Source organism: Candidatus Photodesmus anomalopis (assembly GCF_000731785.2).
In the GTDB taxonomy this organism is placed as follows: Bacteria; Pseudomonadota; Gammaproteobacteria; order Enterobacterales; family Vibrionaceae; genus Vibrio; species Vibrio anomalopis.
This window is the reverse complement of the sequence record NZ_JGVJ01000010.1, coordinates 52,264-70,950: the sequence shown is the minus strand read 5'-3', so window position 1 is coordinate 70,950 and position 18,687 is coordinate 52,264. Positions and strand designations below refer to the sequence as shown.

11 protein-coding genes and 1 tRNA gene are annotated in these 18,687 nt (G+C 29.5%); 3 read left to right on the top strand and 9 right to left on the bottom strand.

Annotated features, from left to right (window positions below; all coding sequences use genetic code 11):
* Positions 1-2: 2 nt before the first annotated feature.
* From nhaB to recC, 4 genes are all read right to left on the bottom strand, one after another.
* The gene (gene nhaB, locus CF66_RS01000; protein ID WP_016503671.1) at positions 3-1,559 is read right to left on the bottom strand and encodes a Na(+)/H(+) antiporter NhaB; all 1,557 of its coding nucleotides are present in this window, start codon (positions 1,557-1,559) and stop codon (positions 3-5) included.
* Positions 1,560-1,779: 220 nt separating this feature from the next.
* Complete coding sequence (gene recD / locus CF66_RS00995) at positions 1,780-3,912, bottom strand: exodeoxyribonuclease V subunit alpha (RefSeq protein ID WP_034411261.1); 2,133 nt, start codon at positions 3,910-3,912, stop codon at positions 1,780-1,782.
* Positions 3,913-3,949: 37 nt separating this feature from the next.
* Entirely contained in the window at positions 3,950-7,477 is a 3,528-nt protein-coding gene (recB, locus tag CF66_RS00990; protein WP_420887550.1) for an exodeoxyribonuclease V subunit beta, read from the bottom strand.
* A gap of 62 nt (positions 7,478-7,539) precedes the next feature.
* A complete protein-coding gene (gene recC, locus CF66_RS00985) occupies positions 7,540-11,052 on the bottom strand; it encodes an exodeoxyribonuclease V subunit gamma (protein ID WP_034411259.1) in 3,513 nt (1,170 codons plus the stop codon).
* 204 nt (positions 11,053-11,256) lie between these two features.
* Here recC and dapE point away from each other — a divergent pair, with 204 nt between their 5' ends.
* Positions 11,257-12,390: a succinyl-diaminopimelate desuccinylase gene (gene dapE / locus CF66_RS00980; protein ID WP_034411257.1), complete on the top strand. Its 1,134-nt coding sequence runs from the start codon at positions 11,257-11,259 to the stop codon at positions 12,388-12,390.
* A 127-nt stretch (positions 12,391-12,517) separates the two neighbouring features.
* Here the strand turns inward: dapE and clpP are convergent, their stop codons facing one another.
* Entirely contained in the window at positions 12,518-13,114 is a 597-nt protein-coding gene (gene clpP, locus CF66_RS00975) for an ATP-dependent Clp endopeptidase proteolytic subunit ClpP (protein ID WP_016503676.1), read from the bottom strand.
* A 386-nt stretch (positions 13,115-13,500) separates the two neighbouring features.
* On the opposite strand from clpP, the gene CF66_RS00970 reads away from it, so the two are divergent.
* A tRNA-Ile gene (locus CF66_RS00970) sits at positions 13,501-13,576 on the top strand.
* A gap of 12 nt (positions 13,577-13,588) precedes the next feature.
* Complete coding sequence (locus tag CF66_RS00965) at positions 13,589-14,080, top strand: hypothetical protein (protein ID WP_141631647.1); 492 nt, start codon at positions 13,589-13,591, stop codon at positions 14,078-14,080.
* Positions 14,081-14,199: 119 nt separating this feature from the next.
* On the opposite strand, the gene galE is transcribed toward CF66_RS00965, so the two are convergent.
* The 4 genes from galE to bcp all read right to left on the bottom strand — a co-directional run bounded on the left by galE (position 14,200) and on the right by bcp (position 18,419).
* Positions 14,200-15,213 carry a UDP-glucose 4-epimerase GalE gene (galE, locus tag CF66_RS00960; RefSeq protein ID WP_016503678.1) on the bottom strand — a complete coding sequence of 338 codons (1,014 nt, stop codon included), beginning with the start codon at positions 15,211-15,213 and terminating at the stop codon, positions 14,200-14,202.
* Between the two features lie 192 nt (positions 15,214-15,405).
* Entirely contained in the window at positions 15,406-16,482 is a 1,077-nt protein-coding gene (gene fbaA / locus CF66_RS00955) for a class II fructose-bisphosphate aldolase (protein WP_016503679.1), read from the bottom strand.
* A 206-nt stretch (positions 16,483-16,688) separates the two neighbouring features.
* Complete coding sequence (locus CF66_RS00950; protein WP_016503680.1) at positions 16,689-17,849, bottom strand: phosphoglycerate kinase; 1,161 nt, start codon at positions 17,847-17,849, stop codon at positions 16,689-16,691.
* Positions 17,850-17,948: 99 nt separating this feature from the next.
* Entirely contained in the window at positions 17,949-18,419 is a 471-nt protein-coding gene (gene bcp / locus CF66_RS00945) for a thioredoxin-dependent thiol peroxidase (RefSeq protein ID WP_016503681.1), read from the bottom strand.
* Positions 18,420-18,687 lie beyond the last annotated feature (268 nt).

Genomic DNA, 18,687 nt, shown 5'->3' with positions numbered 1-18,687 from the left:
CTTTAAAGATTTTGGGTACTGAGCCATCCTTGTTTATAAAAATAGACTGTTATAGGTTCAACAAAAAATAAGATAGCCAATAAACCTACTAATGATAAAACTAAAGTATACGGCAAAGCCATTATTATCATACGGTAGTATGATAATCGAATTATAGGTGCTAAACTTGAAGTTAGTAAAAATAAAAATGCTGCTTGACCATTTGGAGTTGCAATAGAAGGAAGATTAGTACCTGTATTAATTGCAACCGCAAACAAATCAAATTGTTCTCGACTAATCAGACCTTCAATTAAAGCCGTTTTAGCTTCATTTATATATACTGTCCCTACAAATACATTATCTGATACCATCGATAACATACCATTTACAATATAAAACAATGCAAGTTGAATACTCTTATTTTCAATATACAATAGCATATCTATAATTGGCCTAAACAACCCCTGTTCAACTATTACTGCAACAATAGAAAAAAAAACTGTTAATAATGCAGTAAACGGCAAAGCTTCTTCAAAAGCTTTACCTAAAGAACGTTCTTCGATAATTCCACTAAATGCAGTTACTAAGATAATAACTGAAAGACCAATTAAACCAACAGCCGCTAAGTGCATAGAAAGAGCAATAACTAACCAAACAGCAATAATACCTTGTACCAATAATTTAGCAATATCTTTTCTTGTCCTAGTTCTACGCGCTTCATTATTATAATTAATTAAAATTTGACGAACTTTATTTGGTAAATTTTTTCCGTACCCAAATATTTTAAACTTCTCAATTAATAAACAAGTTATCAAACCAAAAATTAAAGTTGGAACAGTAACTGGAGACATACGAATAATAAATTCACCAAATTTCCACCCAGTTTGATCAGCAATAATAAGGTTTTGAGGTTCACCTACCATTGTCATAACTCCACCTAATGCAGTACCAATGCACACATGCATTAAAAGTGAACGAAGAAAAGCTCTATAATCTTCTAAATCTAAACGATCAGATGCATATTCATTTGGTATATTTTCTTGCTGGAAATTATTACCCATCTTTGAAACTACTTTATGGTAGATTGAATAAAAACCAACTATAACACTAATTACGACTGCAACTACGGTTAAAGCATCTAACAGAGCTGAAAGCAAAGCTGAAGTAAAACAAAATATAGCTGAAAGTAATACTTTGGAAGTTGTGATACCAAGCAATATTTTTGTAAAAATAAGTAGTAAAAGTTGCCTCATAAAATAAATACCAGCAACCATAAAAATCAGCAAAAATAATACTTCGATATTAGCAAGAAGTGTATTCTCAACTTGTTTCGAACTAGTCATTCCAATAATTATAGACTCAATGGCAAGTAAACCTCCTGGCTGCAAAGGATAACATTTTAAAGCCATAGCTAGAGTAAAAATAAACTCTACTACTAAAAACCAACCAGCACAGAAAGGGCTAATTAAAAAGAATACGATAGGATTTATAATAAGAAATAAAACAATAGAAAACTTATACCAATTCGGTGCTTTACCTAGAAAATTCATAAAAAAAGCACTCTTAAGTGACATAGCCATAATACTAGGTAACCTTGATAACAATTTGTGGAAAATAGAATTTTTAAAAAAATTCTGAGACAAGTTCTTCTTCAATCACTATTTAACTATTTAGATCAATTCAATAAACTATTTGGTTTTTCTAAACTTCGACTTTATACTTATTCAATAACTTCTAGTCAACCTAAAAATCAAATTAATAATTATAGTAATTGAATAAGCATTTAAAAATAATTTTGCATCATACTAAATTATTTAGTTTTTTTAATTTATTCACTAAACCACTTGAACGTTGAATCTTAGTATTAATAGAACGTTTTAAAATACTCATGCTTGCATATAGAAATAAAGAACTCTTTGCGCGAGTAATTCCAGTATAAACTAATTCTTTTGTTAAAATTTTACTAAACTTTAATGGTAAAACCATTAAAACTAAATCAAATTCACTTCCTTGAGATTTATGAATAGTCATTGCATAGGCAGTTTCATGCTCAGGGAGACGGTTAGGAGAAAAGGATCTTATATTTCCGTCTGGTAATTCAAAAAAAACTCTTAAATGAGAAGTAACATCAATTCCGTTACAAATACAAATTCCAATATCACCATTAAAAAGTCCTAATTCATAATCATTTTTAGTAATCATTATGGGTCTTCCATGATACCAAGTTTTACCTTTAATTTGAATTAATTGACTGGATATCAAAGCATATTCAATATGTTTATTTAAAGTAACAACACCGAAATCACCCATACGGACTGCACATAATAAACGACATCGAGAAAAAATTTTTAGTACTTTTTTAGCTTCCTGTTTTTGAGTTTCTAATTTCCCTACATCTTTAGATAATAGAAACTGATTAAGACTTTTCAAATAAGTTCCATACTCTCTAACAAGAACGCGTAATATATGATTATAATGTCCATGTTTAATTGAAAAATACCGAATATCAGTGAATTTTTTTTTCAATATAGATTCAACCTTACTAATTTCCCCAAAATTCACAGCTTTTGCTAACTGACCAATGCCTGAACATGAATCAAATCGATAATTTTTTGTTAGCATACATAAACTATCAGAAATAGAATTTTTATTTTTAACATTTTGTATAAAAAAAGATTTATGACTGTAACCTGTTAGCGTAGCTATTAACTGAGCCTGATTGTAGCTAAATCCATATTGATAAAATGAGCAAACATCCCCTAATACAGAACCTGCTTCAACAGAAGACAGCTGATCTTTATCACCAAGTAAAATTAAACGTGCGTGTTTTGGAATAGAATTCAATAAGTTGAACATCATAGACAAATCAACCATAGATGCTTCATCAACAACTAAAATATCTACATTTATCGGATTACGTTGATTATGATAAAAATTGACACTATTAGGAATCATACCGAGTAAAGCATGTAATGTACTTGCTTCAGTGGGGAAATAACCCTTCAATTCTGGTGCAATAGAAACAATATGTTTAAGCGAAACACCAATAGATTGAGTTAAATGAGCACTTGCTTTTCCTGTTGGAGCAACTAATTTAATAATTGGAGTAATTGCTTTCTGTTGAAATTGATAAATTAATACAGCTAAAAGTTGAGTTACTGTAGTAGTTTTACCTGTACCTGGACCGCCTGATATTACCAAAAAATTTCTAGTTAAGGCTATTGCTGCTGCAACCTTTTGCCAATTAAGACAAGATGATTGAGGAATAAGTGTATCTAGCACTTTCAAATCCTCTGCGTATATAGCATTTATTAAAACTTTCTCTATTGCTTTCCAATTTAATCTATCAAAACTAATAACGTCTAAATACTCATATAATATTTTTTTTCTTTGAATGGAACAGCTTAATTTAGAAAGTTTATGAAATAAAATATCATAATCTCGATAAATTATCTGATCTAAAAAACTACCTAATAACTTTAGTTCAGAATATTGAAGATTTCTTGATACACTAAAATTAGTTAAAAATAATGCTAAGTTATATTCATATTGCCAATAACGCTGTAAATAAAGCCTTAGTCCATCAAATATTAATGGATGAGATTCATCTTGGAACCCAATAAGATAACAATCTTTTATAATTTGAGACCAATCTGTTTGTAATATCTTCTTATTTAATTGCAACATAATATCGCTAGACAGATTAAATTTACTTACTACATCTAGTAGATTCTTTTCTCCTTTATCATTAATAAACAATAAACATACATTACCTTGACCTAATTCATAGCTAAGTAAAGCAGAGATAAAAGCAATTTCATCTGAATTTTGATATACCTGATCGGACATAAAACGCGCAAACTGATAATCAAGCAAGCGAACTAACCCTTTTTCAGAAAGCAATTTTAAAACATCTAAAAATGTAATTTCCATAATTAATTTAATTTTATAGAATTTGGATCATTTTTTTTCAATGATTAAATCCATCAATCAAATTATCTAAATCTTCTAAAAATTCTAGTTCTGGCTTAACATAAAAAACACCATGATCTGATTGACCATCCATACCACGCACGAATAAATAATATACACCACCAAAGTACTCTTCATAGCTATAATTGCCTATACGACTACGTAAAAAACGGTGTAACGCTAATGAATAAATTTGATACTGAAAATCATAACGATATTCTACCATCGCATCTTTTAGAGCTTGTTTATGATAATAGGAACTACTATCACCTAAATATGTCGATTTCCAATCGAGCAAATAATATTTCCCTTGATGTTCAAAAACCAAGTCAATAATACCTTTCAACATACCTATTGCAGTTTGAAAGTTTAAATTACCTGCCTGAAATGAAAGTGAATCATAGTGTTGAGCTATCTTATTAAATGAAGATGCACTTAACATTTCTATGGGTAAAAAAAACTCCAATTCAATTAATCTTTGATTGGGAGGCTTTTGATTTAATAGCAACTCTTTACCATTCAATGGTGTGCTCAATACTGTAGTAATAAGATCTTGAATAATTGGCAACCAATCTAATTCTAATTGCATACTTTCAATTAACTCTTTAATTAAAGAAATATTTCTTTCACTGAAAGCAGATTGTGTAAATTCTATTTTTTCAAATAAATTATGAAAAAAAACACCTGCTAATGCACCACGTGGAAAGGTAAAAATTGAATATTTATTTTTTTTTATTTCCAAATCTACTAATTCATTCTGAATGTGTATGACATTTAAATCATTAACAAAATCATTCCTTTTCAGAGAAAAATTTTGTTTTACTAATTTTGAATAACTTGTGATACTCCACGATTGATTAATACTTCGTTTTAGTTCTTTTGAAGAAATTAATTCAAAAGAACTATCTGTGGTAAACACATTCTTGTCAATAAATGGTAATTTTAAAACTATCAATCCTGGATTATGATTAACCTGAAACTTAAGGGATTCTGCTAAATGATCAGTATCACCCTCTTTACCATCTTGTAATAAATAACCTATAGCACTAAGATGAACAGAGGTTTTATTTTTGCTAGAATCAAGATTTTGAATTGGTGAAACTCCAATAAAACAACCATATACTGAACGTGTTAAAGCTACATAAAGCAATCGCAAGTCTTCAGCTAAACGTTTCTTATCAGCTTTTTGAAAAGTATTATCCTTACATTCAATATCTAAAATAACTTTTTTTTCTTCCTCATCATAGTATACATATTCACTAGCTCTTCGATAACTGAAAATAAACGGCAAAAACACTAAATTATATTCTAATCCTTTTGCTTTATGTACAGTAACAATTTTTATTAAATTTCTATCAGATTCAATACGTTGTACTTCTTCTTCTATACAAGTCAATCCTTTTTCTGCATTGCTAATTTTTTCAACTAACCAACGCAATAAAGCATGATTGCTAGTCAAATTTTTATTCGATTTCTGCAAAAGCTCACTGATATGCATCAGATCTATTAACAAACGTTCACCATTAACTTGTTTCAATAAATATTCAGCAATCTTACGTTGTGTCATAACTGATCGAATCATGGGAAATACACCATATTTTATTAAAATTTTACGATAGTTCTTAAATTCATCAATCACCTTATCCAATAATATTTCATTACTATTAATATTACTTAACTCATTGAGATCTAAAGAAAAAAGATTTGTAGCAAGACTTGCCATCAAAACTTTAGTATTTTCTGGCATTAAAACAGCTTTGATTAAATATTGTATATCTCTTGCAATTGTACTAGAAAATACACTATTGTGATTTGAAAGATAGACGCAAGCAATTGCTTGCTTTTCTAGTCCTTCTTTAATAATCTGAGCTTCATTGGCAGTACGTACTAAAATTGCAATATCACTAGCTTGAATTGGAACTTTTTTATTATTACACAAAAAATTCGCTTGACCTTGTTGGGAAGCAGTTAAAATTTTTTTGATTTGGCTAGATGTAGCATCTAACATCGTATTGTAATATTCACATTTTTTAACTGCTTTATGTTCAAACCAACAAGTAATTGCAGGTTGCCTATCACCATTTATTAACCAGAAACGTTGATGAGCATCAGGACTACACTTCACTGGTAAAAATGGAATATAGTGATCATAAATAAATGGGCTTTTAGCTGAAGAAAATATCTGATTTACTGCCATTACCATCTCAGAACTTGATCGCCAATTAGTGCTCATCGTATAATGAGAAATAGCTTCTTTACGAGCCTTTATGTAAGTAAAAATATCTGCTCCTCGAAAACCATAAATTGCTTGCTTTGGATCTCCAATCATAAATAAGCCACATTCAGGTTTATTTAGGTAGATACGACTAAAAATATTATATTGAACTGGATCGGTATCTTGAAACTCATCAATCATTGCAATTGGATATATAGTTCGAATTTTTTTAACTAATAAAGGTTGAGTATCAACTGAATTTGAAAGTTGAATTATTAAATCATCAAATGATAATAATTGCTTTTCATTCTTTTCTTTAGCCAATAGAATTCTGCAATGTCTTATTGCGTGTGCTACTATTTGTGTCTTTATATTACTTACTGGATTAGTTAAAAAGTCTTCAATAGCAGAAAACATGAAATGAATTGGTGCATTGCTATTTGAAGTTGTCTTAATTAAAATGTTTTGTGCAAACCTGTGTAAAGCATGAGGGTAATTGTATTCCCTTGTTTCTGTTAATGACCATGATGAAATAGCACTGAACCATTTAGGTAAATTATTTTTGTTATAAATGGATTTATTAATACCAGAGTTCCAAATTAAGTCAAGACAACTGTCTTTATACTTTAACCAAAGAACTTTTAATTGCTCAATGCGTTTTAGAGTACTTTTATGCAGTTCAAGCAAATCAAAATTAATTTCTTCAATAAATATGCTACGTTGTGACATAGTTAAATAATTATTAATTTGATTTAGTAAATCTATAGGACTAGACCATATTTTTTTTATTTCATTTAACAAACTTTGAGGTAATGAATAAAAATTGCGTCGCCAGTAATCAGAAATTACCTGGAATTTTAAACAACTATCATCAGTAATAAAATTGGTATCACTGAAATCGATACCAGATTCAAATACATTCTGAGTAAGCATACGTTTACAAAAACCATGGATAGTATAAATTGCAGCCTCATCCATTTGCCTTTCTGCATTTAATAAAATATCTACAATTTTTTGATGATCAGTTAACTCTTCTAAAAAAAAATTAATTAGTGGATCATTACTTTTATTATATAAAAATGCCATTCGAACATCATGAATTTTTAAACGAATGCGTTCTCTAAGTTCAGCCGTGGCAGCTTCAGTAAACGTTACAACCAAAATTTGATTCACAGTCAATGGCTTATGATATCTAGTTTTCACATTACCATGACCAAGCAATAAACGTAAATATAATCCAACTATAGAAAAGGTTTTACCTGTTCCTGCAGATGCTTCTATTAAACGTGCACCATGTAAAGGAAATGTCATAATTTCTAATGGAATAATCGATCGAAAAGTCAAAATTTTAAAAAACCTAAATCAATATTACGTTATTTAATTTGTTTAATTGCTAATCTAGGAGGAATCATTACTAAATCTGATAATAATTTTACTTGATGAGCTAGTTCGCTATTCCATTTAGGCCAAATACGTGCAATATAGGGATTATTCCCCTCTCCGTATCCAAGATAAGTATCATTAAATATATTGGCCATTCTTTTTATAGCTTTCCCTTCATCATTAATCCAATTACCTCGGTTTTGACCTGCCTCCACAGCAGCAAGTGCAGTTTTTGGAAAATAAGGTAATGGTTTTTTTATACCTTGACAGAATAAAAAAACTAACTGTTCAAACCAATTTTTTGCTTGTATATGATCTGAAATAGGTAAATACATAAAATGCAGCAATTTATCTTTTTTATAATCATAACCAATAATATGAGTTGATTTACTGTGCCCAATTACAGCCATTACCAAATGGTCTATCCATGCAGAAAGATAGTCTTGAGATCTAATCTGACCATTACGATAACGAACTAATCCAGATGGGTAATTTTTTTTGATCCTACCAGTAAGATGAATATTTTTATATTGATCTAAAAAATCTATAGTAGTATCAACTTCATATTTGTTTTGATCAGAATTTCTGCATAAAAAAATTAATTTATCTAATAAAATTTTCACTGGAATAAGATTTTTTTCAAAAACAATTTCACCAAAATTACCAACAGGAAGGATCCCTTGTGCGCGCTTCTGCTTAAAGAAATTATAGGCTAGTTCATCTAAATTGAATAACTGAACTGTTTCTTGGCAAATTAAATACTCTTGAAATAACATATCTAACAATTGTTCTCGAATTTGATAATTTTCTAAATAACTTAACATAAACGGTTCATTATCTTCCAATTGGGTAAAAGATAAATCAAATACTACTTTTAAATGATAATTAAAAAAATATTGAACTGGCAAACGCCAAAAACGATGAAATTCAGCCAGTTTAATTTTCAATGGATTGCTTAATTTAGGAAAGTGCTTACTTAATTTATAATTTAATTTTGAAGCTGTTTCTTCTTTTTTTACATTTATTTGGAAATCTTTTTTTTGAATTTGAATTAATGCCGAAGGAACCCAATCTTTAGCATAGCTACCAGTACTTGTATAAAATGAAGAAGGAGAAAAAGGAACCATAGCATGGTACTGAAGTAACTTTTTTAAAAGTTTATCACTAGACAACTGACTTTCTAGTAATTCTGTTCCCTTTAAACAATAATTATTTTTACAATAATCAACTAATTCAGAAACTAACACAGAAGGAAAAATCTCACTATTATCTCTAATTGATCTTCCAATGTAGCTAATATAAAGTGCATGTTTCGCTGATAAAATTGATTCTAAAAATAAATAACGATCATCGTCACGGGTAGTTCTATCTCCAAGCTGAATTTTTCCTGACATTAAGTTAAAACTATCCGGTAAACTAGAACGCGGATAAGCTCCATCATTCATGCCAAGTAAACATACTACCTTGAATGGAATCGAACGCATAGGAATTAAATTACAAAAGTTTACCCCTCCAGATAAAAAATGTTCACTATTGCATTTGATTAATAATTCACTTTCTAAATACTTAACGATAACAATAGATTCAACATTTTTCTGATACCCCGCATCGTTTAGGTCCTTTTTCAATTGATAAATACAATCACGAATCGACTGTAAAATCATCTCTCCTTCAAGATCAACAGAAAAAAAATCACCTAATAAATTAAATAATATTTTTACCCAACTATCAATAGGCTGACTTTGTTTAAGTAATAGACGATAAAAACTAATTTTTTCGATAAAATAGGATATCTTACCAGCTATTTCTGCTTTCATCCCTTGTACTTCATTATATGGAAAAAACATAGTATCTTTTGATTTAAACAATCCAGATTGTTCGGACATAGCATATCCTAAAAACATTCGTGAAATACCAGATTTCCAAGTATTTTGGTCAGAAACAGGCAAATTAAATTCGTCAGCAATACTAGAATCTAACCCCCAACGAATTCCTGATTCTTGAATCCATTTTTTAATGATATCAATTTCCTTTTCACTAAATTGAAATTTGGCCATCACGGCAGGCATTTCAAGAAATTCAAATAATTCAGATGCTGAACAACGCATATTTGGCAAAACTAATAATCGCATAAATAGAGATAAAATTGGATGTTCTTGAAAAGAAGAGTAATCAGAAATAGAATACGAAATATAATGTTTATCAGATACACTATTAAATGCAGCATGAATAAAAGAGCGATAGGTATCAACATTAGGCATCATAACAATGATATCATTCGGAGTTAAGTCAGAATTAGCGTTAAACATTCTTAATAATTCATCATGTAGTATTTCTAATTCTCGCATAGGAGTATGACAAATATGTATAGATAACGACTGGTCATCTAAATCTACTACTTGTTTATGAGCACTTGAATTTAAATTATAGTTATTTTGACGTTCTTCTAAATTAAGAATATCGGCTTGCAGATTATGTAATAATGTATCACGCTTAATATTAATGAAAAAGTCATAAACTTCACTTTCTAACTTTGATAATATATAAAGACTATCTCTCCCTAACTTTCCTATTGAAGCAAGTAAACTATTACCAATAGAATTCTTTATATGTAAACTATCTTGGTTTATTTCTTGATTAATTTTTTCTTGAAATTGTAAAACTGTATCTTTAGCATTACTGAATTTGCTATCTGATATTTTTATTTCTTTTTGATTTTGATCTATTTTAGTTAGATGATTCCTATCACAAATATCTCCCCAATAATGCTTACAAGGATTATGAAACATAAAATGTATATCAATATATTTTCCTAAAGCTTCAAGAATATTCATATAATGTGTTGGTAAAGAATTGATACCAAAAATAAATAGACGACTAGGAATATTTTTGATATCAATTTCGCTTGATGTAAGTTTTTTCATCAATTTATTACATAAATTAGCGTGATTATAATTTGATTTACCTTGTTTGAAGGTATACTGGCACAATTTTTTCCATAAAATCGATTGCCAGAAATATTCACCATCACATTCCTTTACCCCAGTATTATTTTCCCAATTTATAATCCACTCTGGACGATAAAGAATATAATCCACAAAAATATTTGCGATCTTTCTAGAAAGCTGATAAAGGTTATGATCGTTTTCCCCTTTTTTAAAATAATTGAGTAGCACACCAAATGTTGGATCATCTAATGTAGACGGTAAAATATTCATTAATTTCCATGTTATAATGTTCCTATCAAACAAAGTATACTTAGGAACATTAGATAATGTTTGAGTAAAGGTCTCCCAAATAAAAGCATTAAAAGAAGAAAACTTGATATTAGCAATAATGCCCATCTCTTGAGCTAACTTGATCTTTAACCACTTAGACATACCTGTACTTTGCACGAGTATTTGATCTTTATCAAAGGGATTGCAAAGTGGATTATTTTTTATTAGATGCACTAATAGAATTTTTAGCGTATCAATTTTATTAGAATGATAGACCGTAAACAAAACTTCCCAACACTACTATGAGTATAATTAAACTAGCAACAGATTGATTTTAAACTATTCTAATTCTTCACTACCTGATAGTAAGAAAATAGTCATTAATACTAGCATAATAAATAGTTTCCATAATTTTTAGTTAGACAATAATTATATAAATATAGTATAACGATTTAATAATCTTTTTAGTTATAAGTATTATATTTTAAAATGAAAAAGTGTCCAATTTTAACTTTTGCAAAAGATCTTATTAGACGAAAATCCATCACTCCAGAAGATGCTGGATGTCAGTTACTAATGATTGCACGTCTAAAGAAATTGGGGTTTAAGATTGAAATAATGAATTTTAAAAATACAAACAATTTTTGGGCTCGTCGCGGCAAAAATTCTCCATTATTTGCCTTTGCAGGACATACAGATGTGGTTCCATCCGGACCATTAAAACAATGGAATACCCCTCCATTTAAACCGATTATTATTGATGGAAAACTTTATGGACGAGGGGCCTCAGATATGAAAGGTGCGCTGGCATGTATGATTATCTCAGTTGAACAATTTCTCACTAAATATCCAAATCACAAAGGTTCAATTGCATTTTTAATTACTTCTGATGAAGAAGGAGAGTTTATTAATGGAACAACACGAGTAGTTACTACTCTTATGGAACGTAATGAAAAAATTGACATGTGCATTGTAGGAGAACCCTCAAGCAGTCATCAAGTTGGAGATATAATTAAAAATGGTCGAAGAGGCTCAATTACAGGTAATCTTTATATAAAAGGAACACAAGGTCATGTTGCTTATCCTAACCTAGCAAATAACCCTATACATCAGAGCTTACCAGTATTAAATGAATTTATAAATACTCAGTGGGATAATGGAAATTGCTTTTTTCCACCAACAAGTTTTCAAATTTCAAATTTACATTCAGGTGCAAGAACCCCCAATATCATTCCAGGGGAATTAGATATCCAATTTAATTTTCGATTTAGTACTGAACTTACAGATAAAAAAATAAAACAACGTATCTATTCTATACTAGATAAACATAATCTAAACTACAACTTAAAATGGACTCTTAGTGGTCAACCATTTTTAACCTCTAAAGGACAATTATTGGAGGCAGTAAGCAAGGCAATCCATGAAATTAACCATAAAAAACCAAAGTTACTAACAACTGGAGGTACTTCTGACGGTCGTTTTATTGCAAAAATGAAAGGACAAATCATTGAACTTGGTCTTATAAATACCTCTATTCATAAAGCAAATGAAAATGTAAATGTAGCAGATTTAACTAAACTAACAAATATGTACAGAAAAACTCTAGAAAAACTACTGGGGTAGAAAAATTATCACTTTTTATGAGCTTCCTTTTCCTTCATACTAACTAAATTCTAATTTTTGTAATAGTTTTTTTTAAACTGAAGTTTTTTAAAAATCTAAAAATCATTCTGATTTACATAAAAATATTTTATTTTCTTTGTACTACTTCATCTATTAAACCATAAACAACAGCTTCATCTGCACTCATGAAATTATCTCTTTCTGTATCTTGTTCAATTTGTTTTATCATTTTGTTAGTATGTTTTGCTAAAATTTTATTTAAATTAGCTCGTAACTTTAAAATTTCATTAGCATGTATGCTAATATCTGTAGCTTGTCCTTGAAATCCTCCTAGAGGTTGATGAATCATAACTCTAGAATTTGGAAGAGCAAGTCTCTTTCCTGATTCCCCTGCTGCTAAGATAAAAGCTCCCATACTAAAAGCTTGTCCCATACAAACAGTAGAAACCTTTGATTTTACATGTTGCATTGTATCATAAATTGCTAATCCAGCAGTCACAGAACCACCAGGAGAATTAATATATAAAAATATATCCTTCTTAGAACTTTCAGAATCTAAAAAAAGCAATTGAGCACAAATAATATTTGCAACATAGTCATCAACAGGTCCAATTAGAAAAATGATACGTTCTTTTAAAAGTCTCGAATAAATATCATATGCTCTTTCTCCTTTACTTGTTTGTTCAACAACCATAGGTATAAGATTTGATCTTATATCATTCATAATTTCCCTTTATATACTTTAGTTTGTGCTTACTATATAGAAACGCTGACTAAAATTAATACTATCAAGTATTTTAAGTTTGATAACCACTTTAGAAACGGAGATGACTTTAACATATTTTTCTATAAATTTATGTTCATAAATATACTTTGCTATAAAGTATGATAAAAATCACATATTTAATTTTATTATTGATTTTTTTAAGAAAGCGTAATAGTATTCTATTGTTTAAACAGTTTTATCCCTTTAGTTCTACTGCTAATTGATTTTATCCATATCTGAAATCTAAATTTTGTAACTGAGGACAGAATTAAAATAAAAGTCTAAATAAGTAATCATCTCTTTTTATATGTTCTTAGTATGCTTGATATACAAAAGATAATCATGGCCCCTTAGCTCAGTGGTTAGAGCAGTCGACTCATAATCGATTGGTCAACAGTTCAAATCTGTTACGGGCCACCAACTACTTTCACTTTGTCATTGGTAGCACCTATTCTTGATGGAAAAGATTACATCATCCTTATCCTTTTCATCTATTCTTCTTCAAGAATACCTAGAAATTTAGTATCATCTAAATTTGATAGAAGCTTCTTAGAAGGAAAATGGTTTATGGGCATAATACCTTTGACACAAAAACGTCAATATTATCGATTAAAATATCCGAGAAAGGCAAGACCTGCTTTTCGAATTAAAGGTAAGTATTATTATGCTAATGAGTTGTCCGAAAAAGGCATCCGGATAGCCGTAACTGTAACTACTGATGGCTATAAATTATTTTATCGTGGTTTAAGAATGAATGGGCTTCTCAAGCTTAATTACAAAGATAATCAAAATTATATTGAAGGATTAATTATACGTATAGACAAGCAAGAGCTAATCCTTCGACTAACTAAAGGAGTAAACTTCAGAGATATACTTAATGAACAAAGATATATTCATAATAAATACCCAGCCTATTTTAGCTAATTTGTTTTGTTTTATTTTTAACATACCATTGGTACAGATATAGACCTGTATACCTGCATATTTTTAATAAACATATAATTAGTAATTAAAAATAGAATGCTTTCGTACCAAACTTGATATCAATAATTGCTCTTTTTCATTTTTAGTTGCCATTTCCAAGCAGTTATGATTATTTCTTCCATGCTTCGTGTTGCTTCCCAACCAAGATCTTTTTTAATTTTTTCCGTACTAGCCCAAGACTCAGCAACATCTCCTAAACGAGGCGGACAAATCTGATAAGGAACTGATAGTGAACATGTCTGGCTAAATAATTTAATAATCTCAAGCACACTAAACCCTTTACCAGTACCTAGATTATATATATGTAACCCTGGTTTCTTATTAAAGTTTTTTAACGCTACAATATGACCATCTGCTAAATCCATTATATGGATATAATCGCGAACTCCTGTACCATCCTTTGTAGGATAATCATCACCAAATACAGAAAGAAATTTTCGATAACCTGTAGCAACCTGGATAATTAAAGGCATTAAATTATTTGGAATACCTTTTGGATCTTCACCTATTATCCCTGATGGATGTGCACCTGCTGGATTAAAATAACGCAATAAAGTAATACTCCAATCAGATTCTGCTAGCAACAAATCGCTAAAACAACGTTCAATCATATATTTGCTGAAACCATAGGGATTATTTGTTCCGTCTGTTGAAGCTTCTTCAGTAATAGGAATTAAATTCGAATTACCATATATCACTGCTGATGAACTAAAAATTATGTTTTTAACACCAGCTCTTCGCATCGAACGCAAAAGCACTAAAGAACCATTAACATTATTATCATAATACTCTAATGGTTTAATTATTGATTCAGTAATACTTTTAAACCCTGAACAGTGAAAGACAGATTGAATATCATTATTTCGAAATATTGCATCTACAAAACTTTCATTGCGAATATCACCTTGATAAAAATCTGGTTGTTTCCCAGTTAACTTTTTTATTCTACTTAATACTTCAATTTTAGAACTAAATAGATTATCTATTATAATAGGTTGAAAACCCTCCTCAATCATTTGGATACAAATATGACTTCCTATATATCCCATACCACCAGTTATTAATACTTTCAATAATTACAACCTCATTTTCCATTCATATTAAATTAATATAGCATAGTTTCTCTCCAGTTTTAATAATCTATATCTTAGAAACTGGATAATAAAAAAGGAAATCTTGTCTAAATAAAATCAAGCTCTATTGAGTACTATATTTTATAGTTAATTAAATAAAAGAACTTACAGACAAATTTAAAGATAGAAGCTTCATAGCACATTGATCGCATTTAAATCAGAAAAAGCCTGTTCAAGACGAGAAACCATAGAAATTTGTCCAGCACGTAACCAAACACGAGGATCGTAATATTTTTTATTTGGAGAAAATGAACAAGTTGAACTACCTATTTGATTTTGTAAATACTTACGATATTTTAATTCATACATTCGAATACCGTTCCAAGTTGCCCATTGTGTATCAGTATCAATGTTCATTTTTACAACACCATAACTAATAGATTCTTGGATATCATCTTTAGTAGAACCTGAACCGCCATGGAATACAAAATTTAAAAAATTAGGGGAGAGACCAAATTTTTTTGCACAATAAATTTGAGAGTCTTTAAGAATAGATGGAGTTAAAACAACATTACCTAATTTATAAACACCATGAACATTACCGAAAGAAGCAGCAATAGTAAAACGTGAACTAATACAGCTTAATTTTTCATATGCATAGGCTACATCTTCTGGAGAAGTATAAAGTTCAAGTTTATTAATATTAGTATTATCAATACCATCTTCTTCTCCACCAGTACAACCAAGTTCAATTTCAATTGACATGCCAATTTTAGCCATACGTTTTAAGTATTTAGAACAAACTGCAATATTTTCCTTCAGAGACTCTTGGGAAAGATCTAACATATGAGAAGAAAACAAAGGCTTATTCATTTGTTTAAAAAAACATTCGCCAGCATCTAGTAACCCATCAATCCAAGGTAGAAGCGTTTTAGTAGCATGATCAGTATGCAATATAACTGGAATACCGTATACTTCAGCAGCAGAATGGATATACTTAGCTCCGGCTATAGCACCAAGAATCTGAGCTTCGTGATTTTGGAGTTTGATTCCTTTCCCAATAAAAAAAGCAGCACCGCTACTAGAAAATTGAATAATAACGGGGGAGCGTACTTTGGCAGCAGCTTCAAGTACAGCATTAACAGAATCTGTTCCAATTACATTTACAGCAGGAAGAGCAAACTGATTTTCTTTTGCAATTTTAAATATTGTCTCTACATCATCACCAAAAATTACACCAGGTTTTATAAAATCGAAAATTTTAGACATAGACTAATCCTATTTACACATCTGCTATTTTTTTAAAATTGATAACTATGCCAAATCAATTTAAAATAAGAAAGTATTTAGATTCAAATAACTCATAGTTAAGTCAAGAAAAAATAATACACACTTAATTTTTAAATTGGAAGAAAACATATAATACTGGTTAAATTATAATAAAACCTTATTAAATAATAATTTAATTTAATTACTCATAAAGCACGCTCCTGAAGCATATCTAAAACCGGTAAAGATTTACCTTCAACAAATTCAAGAAACGCACCACCGCCAGTTGAAATATATGAAATATCAGATTTAATTCCAAACTTATCAATAGCTGCTATAGTATCACCCCCACCTGCTAAAGAAAAAGCTGAAGATTTAGCAATTGCTTTAGAAACAGCGATTGTACCAGATGAAAAATTCTTAAATTCAAAGACCCCTACAGGACCATTCCAAAGAATAGTTTTTGCTTTACTAATAATTTCAATAAGATTAGATATTGAATTAGGTCCTAAATCAAAAATCATATCATCATCTTGAACATCAATAAGACTTTTAATCTCCGCTTTAGCATTTTCATCAAATACTTTTGCACAGGCTACATCAGTCGCTATTGGTATAGAAGAATTTCTCATTATTTTTTTAGCTGTTTTAACCAAATCTACTTCATATAATGATTTACCTATATTGTAACCAGAAGCTGAAATAAAAGTATTTGCGATCCCTCCTCCAACAATTAAATAATCTGCTATTTGAGATAATTTTTCAAGAATACTAAGTTTACTAGACACTTTAGAACCACCTACAATAGCAACAAGTGGACGTTCAGGAGAAGCCATTGCTTTACTTAATGCATCTAATTCAGCTGATAATAAAAGCCCAGCACAAGAAATAGGAGCTTCTATGCCTACACCATAAGTTGATGCTTGAGCGCGATGAGCAGCACCGAATGCATCCATTACGAAGATATCACATAACGCGGCATACTTTTTAGATAATTGCTTTTCATTAGATTGTTCACCGCTATTAAAACGAACATTTTCAAGAACAACCAATTCACCTGAATTTAAATATAAACCATTTATATAATCCTTAACTAAACTCACTTTTCTATTAAATATTCTACTTAAGCAAGCAACAACAGGAGATAATGAAAATAGTTCATCATACTCACCTTCAGTCGGACGCCCTAAATGAGAAGTAACCATTACTTTAGCACCAGCATGAAGACAATGCTCAATAGTAGGCAAAGATGCAAGAATTCTCACATCAGAAACTACTTGGCCATCTTTAATTGGAACATTTAAGTCAGATCGGATTAAAACACGTTTACCTGCTAATTCCAGGTCCGTTATTTTACGTATAGACATAGTTTACCCTCAAATTTCTAATAAAATTAACTCTAACTATAATTTTAATAAAATGCACGTGATTACTAATCTTTTCGAAAAAAAAACTAGTTTTTCCAATTATCTTTTTTGTTTTAAATAATTTAATACTATCGTATGGTGTTCTTTAGTCTTAAATTTACTAAATACATATTCAATTATTCCTACTTCATTAAGTAAAAAACTAAATCTGTGTAATCCATAATAACTTTTACCCATAAATTTTTTCTGACCCCAAACACCAAATTGTTCTGAAACAATATGATTTTCATCAGAAAGTAAAGTAAAATTTAGATTTTGGCAATCGAAGAACTTCCGTAAACGTTTTACAGAATCAGTACTAATACCTAAGATTACTACATTATATCTATCTAACTCTGATTTACTATCACGCATACCTTGTGCTTGTAATGTACAACCAGAAGTCATAGCTTTAGGGTAAAAATAACACAAGACTTTTTTTCCTAGAAAATTAGATAGAGTCACTACTTTTCCATATTGGTTTAACAAAGAAAACTTTGGAGCTAACATACTTGCTATTAATGTATTCATCCATATCCCCATATCATTTAAGTATTGTTTTAAGACATTAAAACATTTAGAATAAAAGTCAGGTTTTAGTTTGCAAACTTATTAAGCCTTAATTAGTCTAACTATATTTTATAAACTATAAAAAACCTTAAATTTAATAATCACTTTGACATTTAATAAAATCAGCTTGAACTATAATGAATCTATGATTTTTGATAAAGATCAATTTGATAATAATTATTTAAATTAATTTTAAAATACTTGTTTTTATTAAGCTAAACTAAAAGAA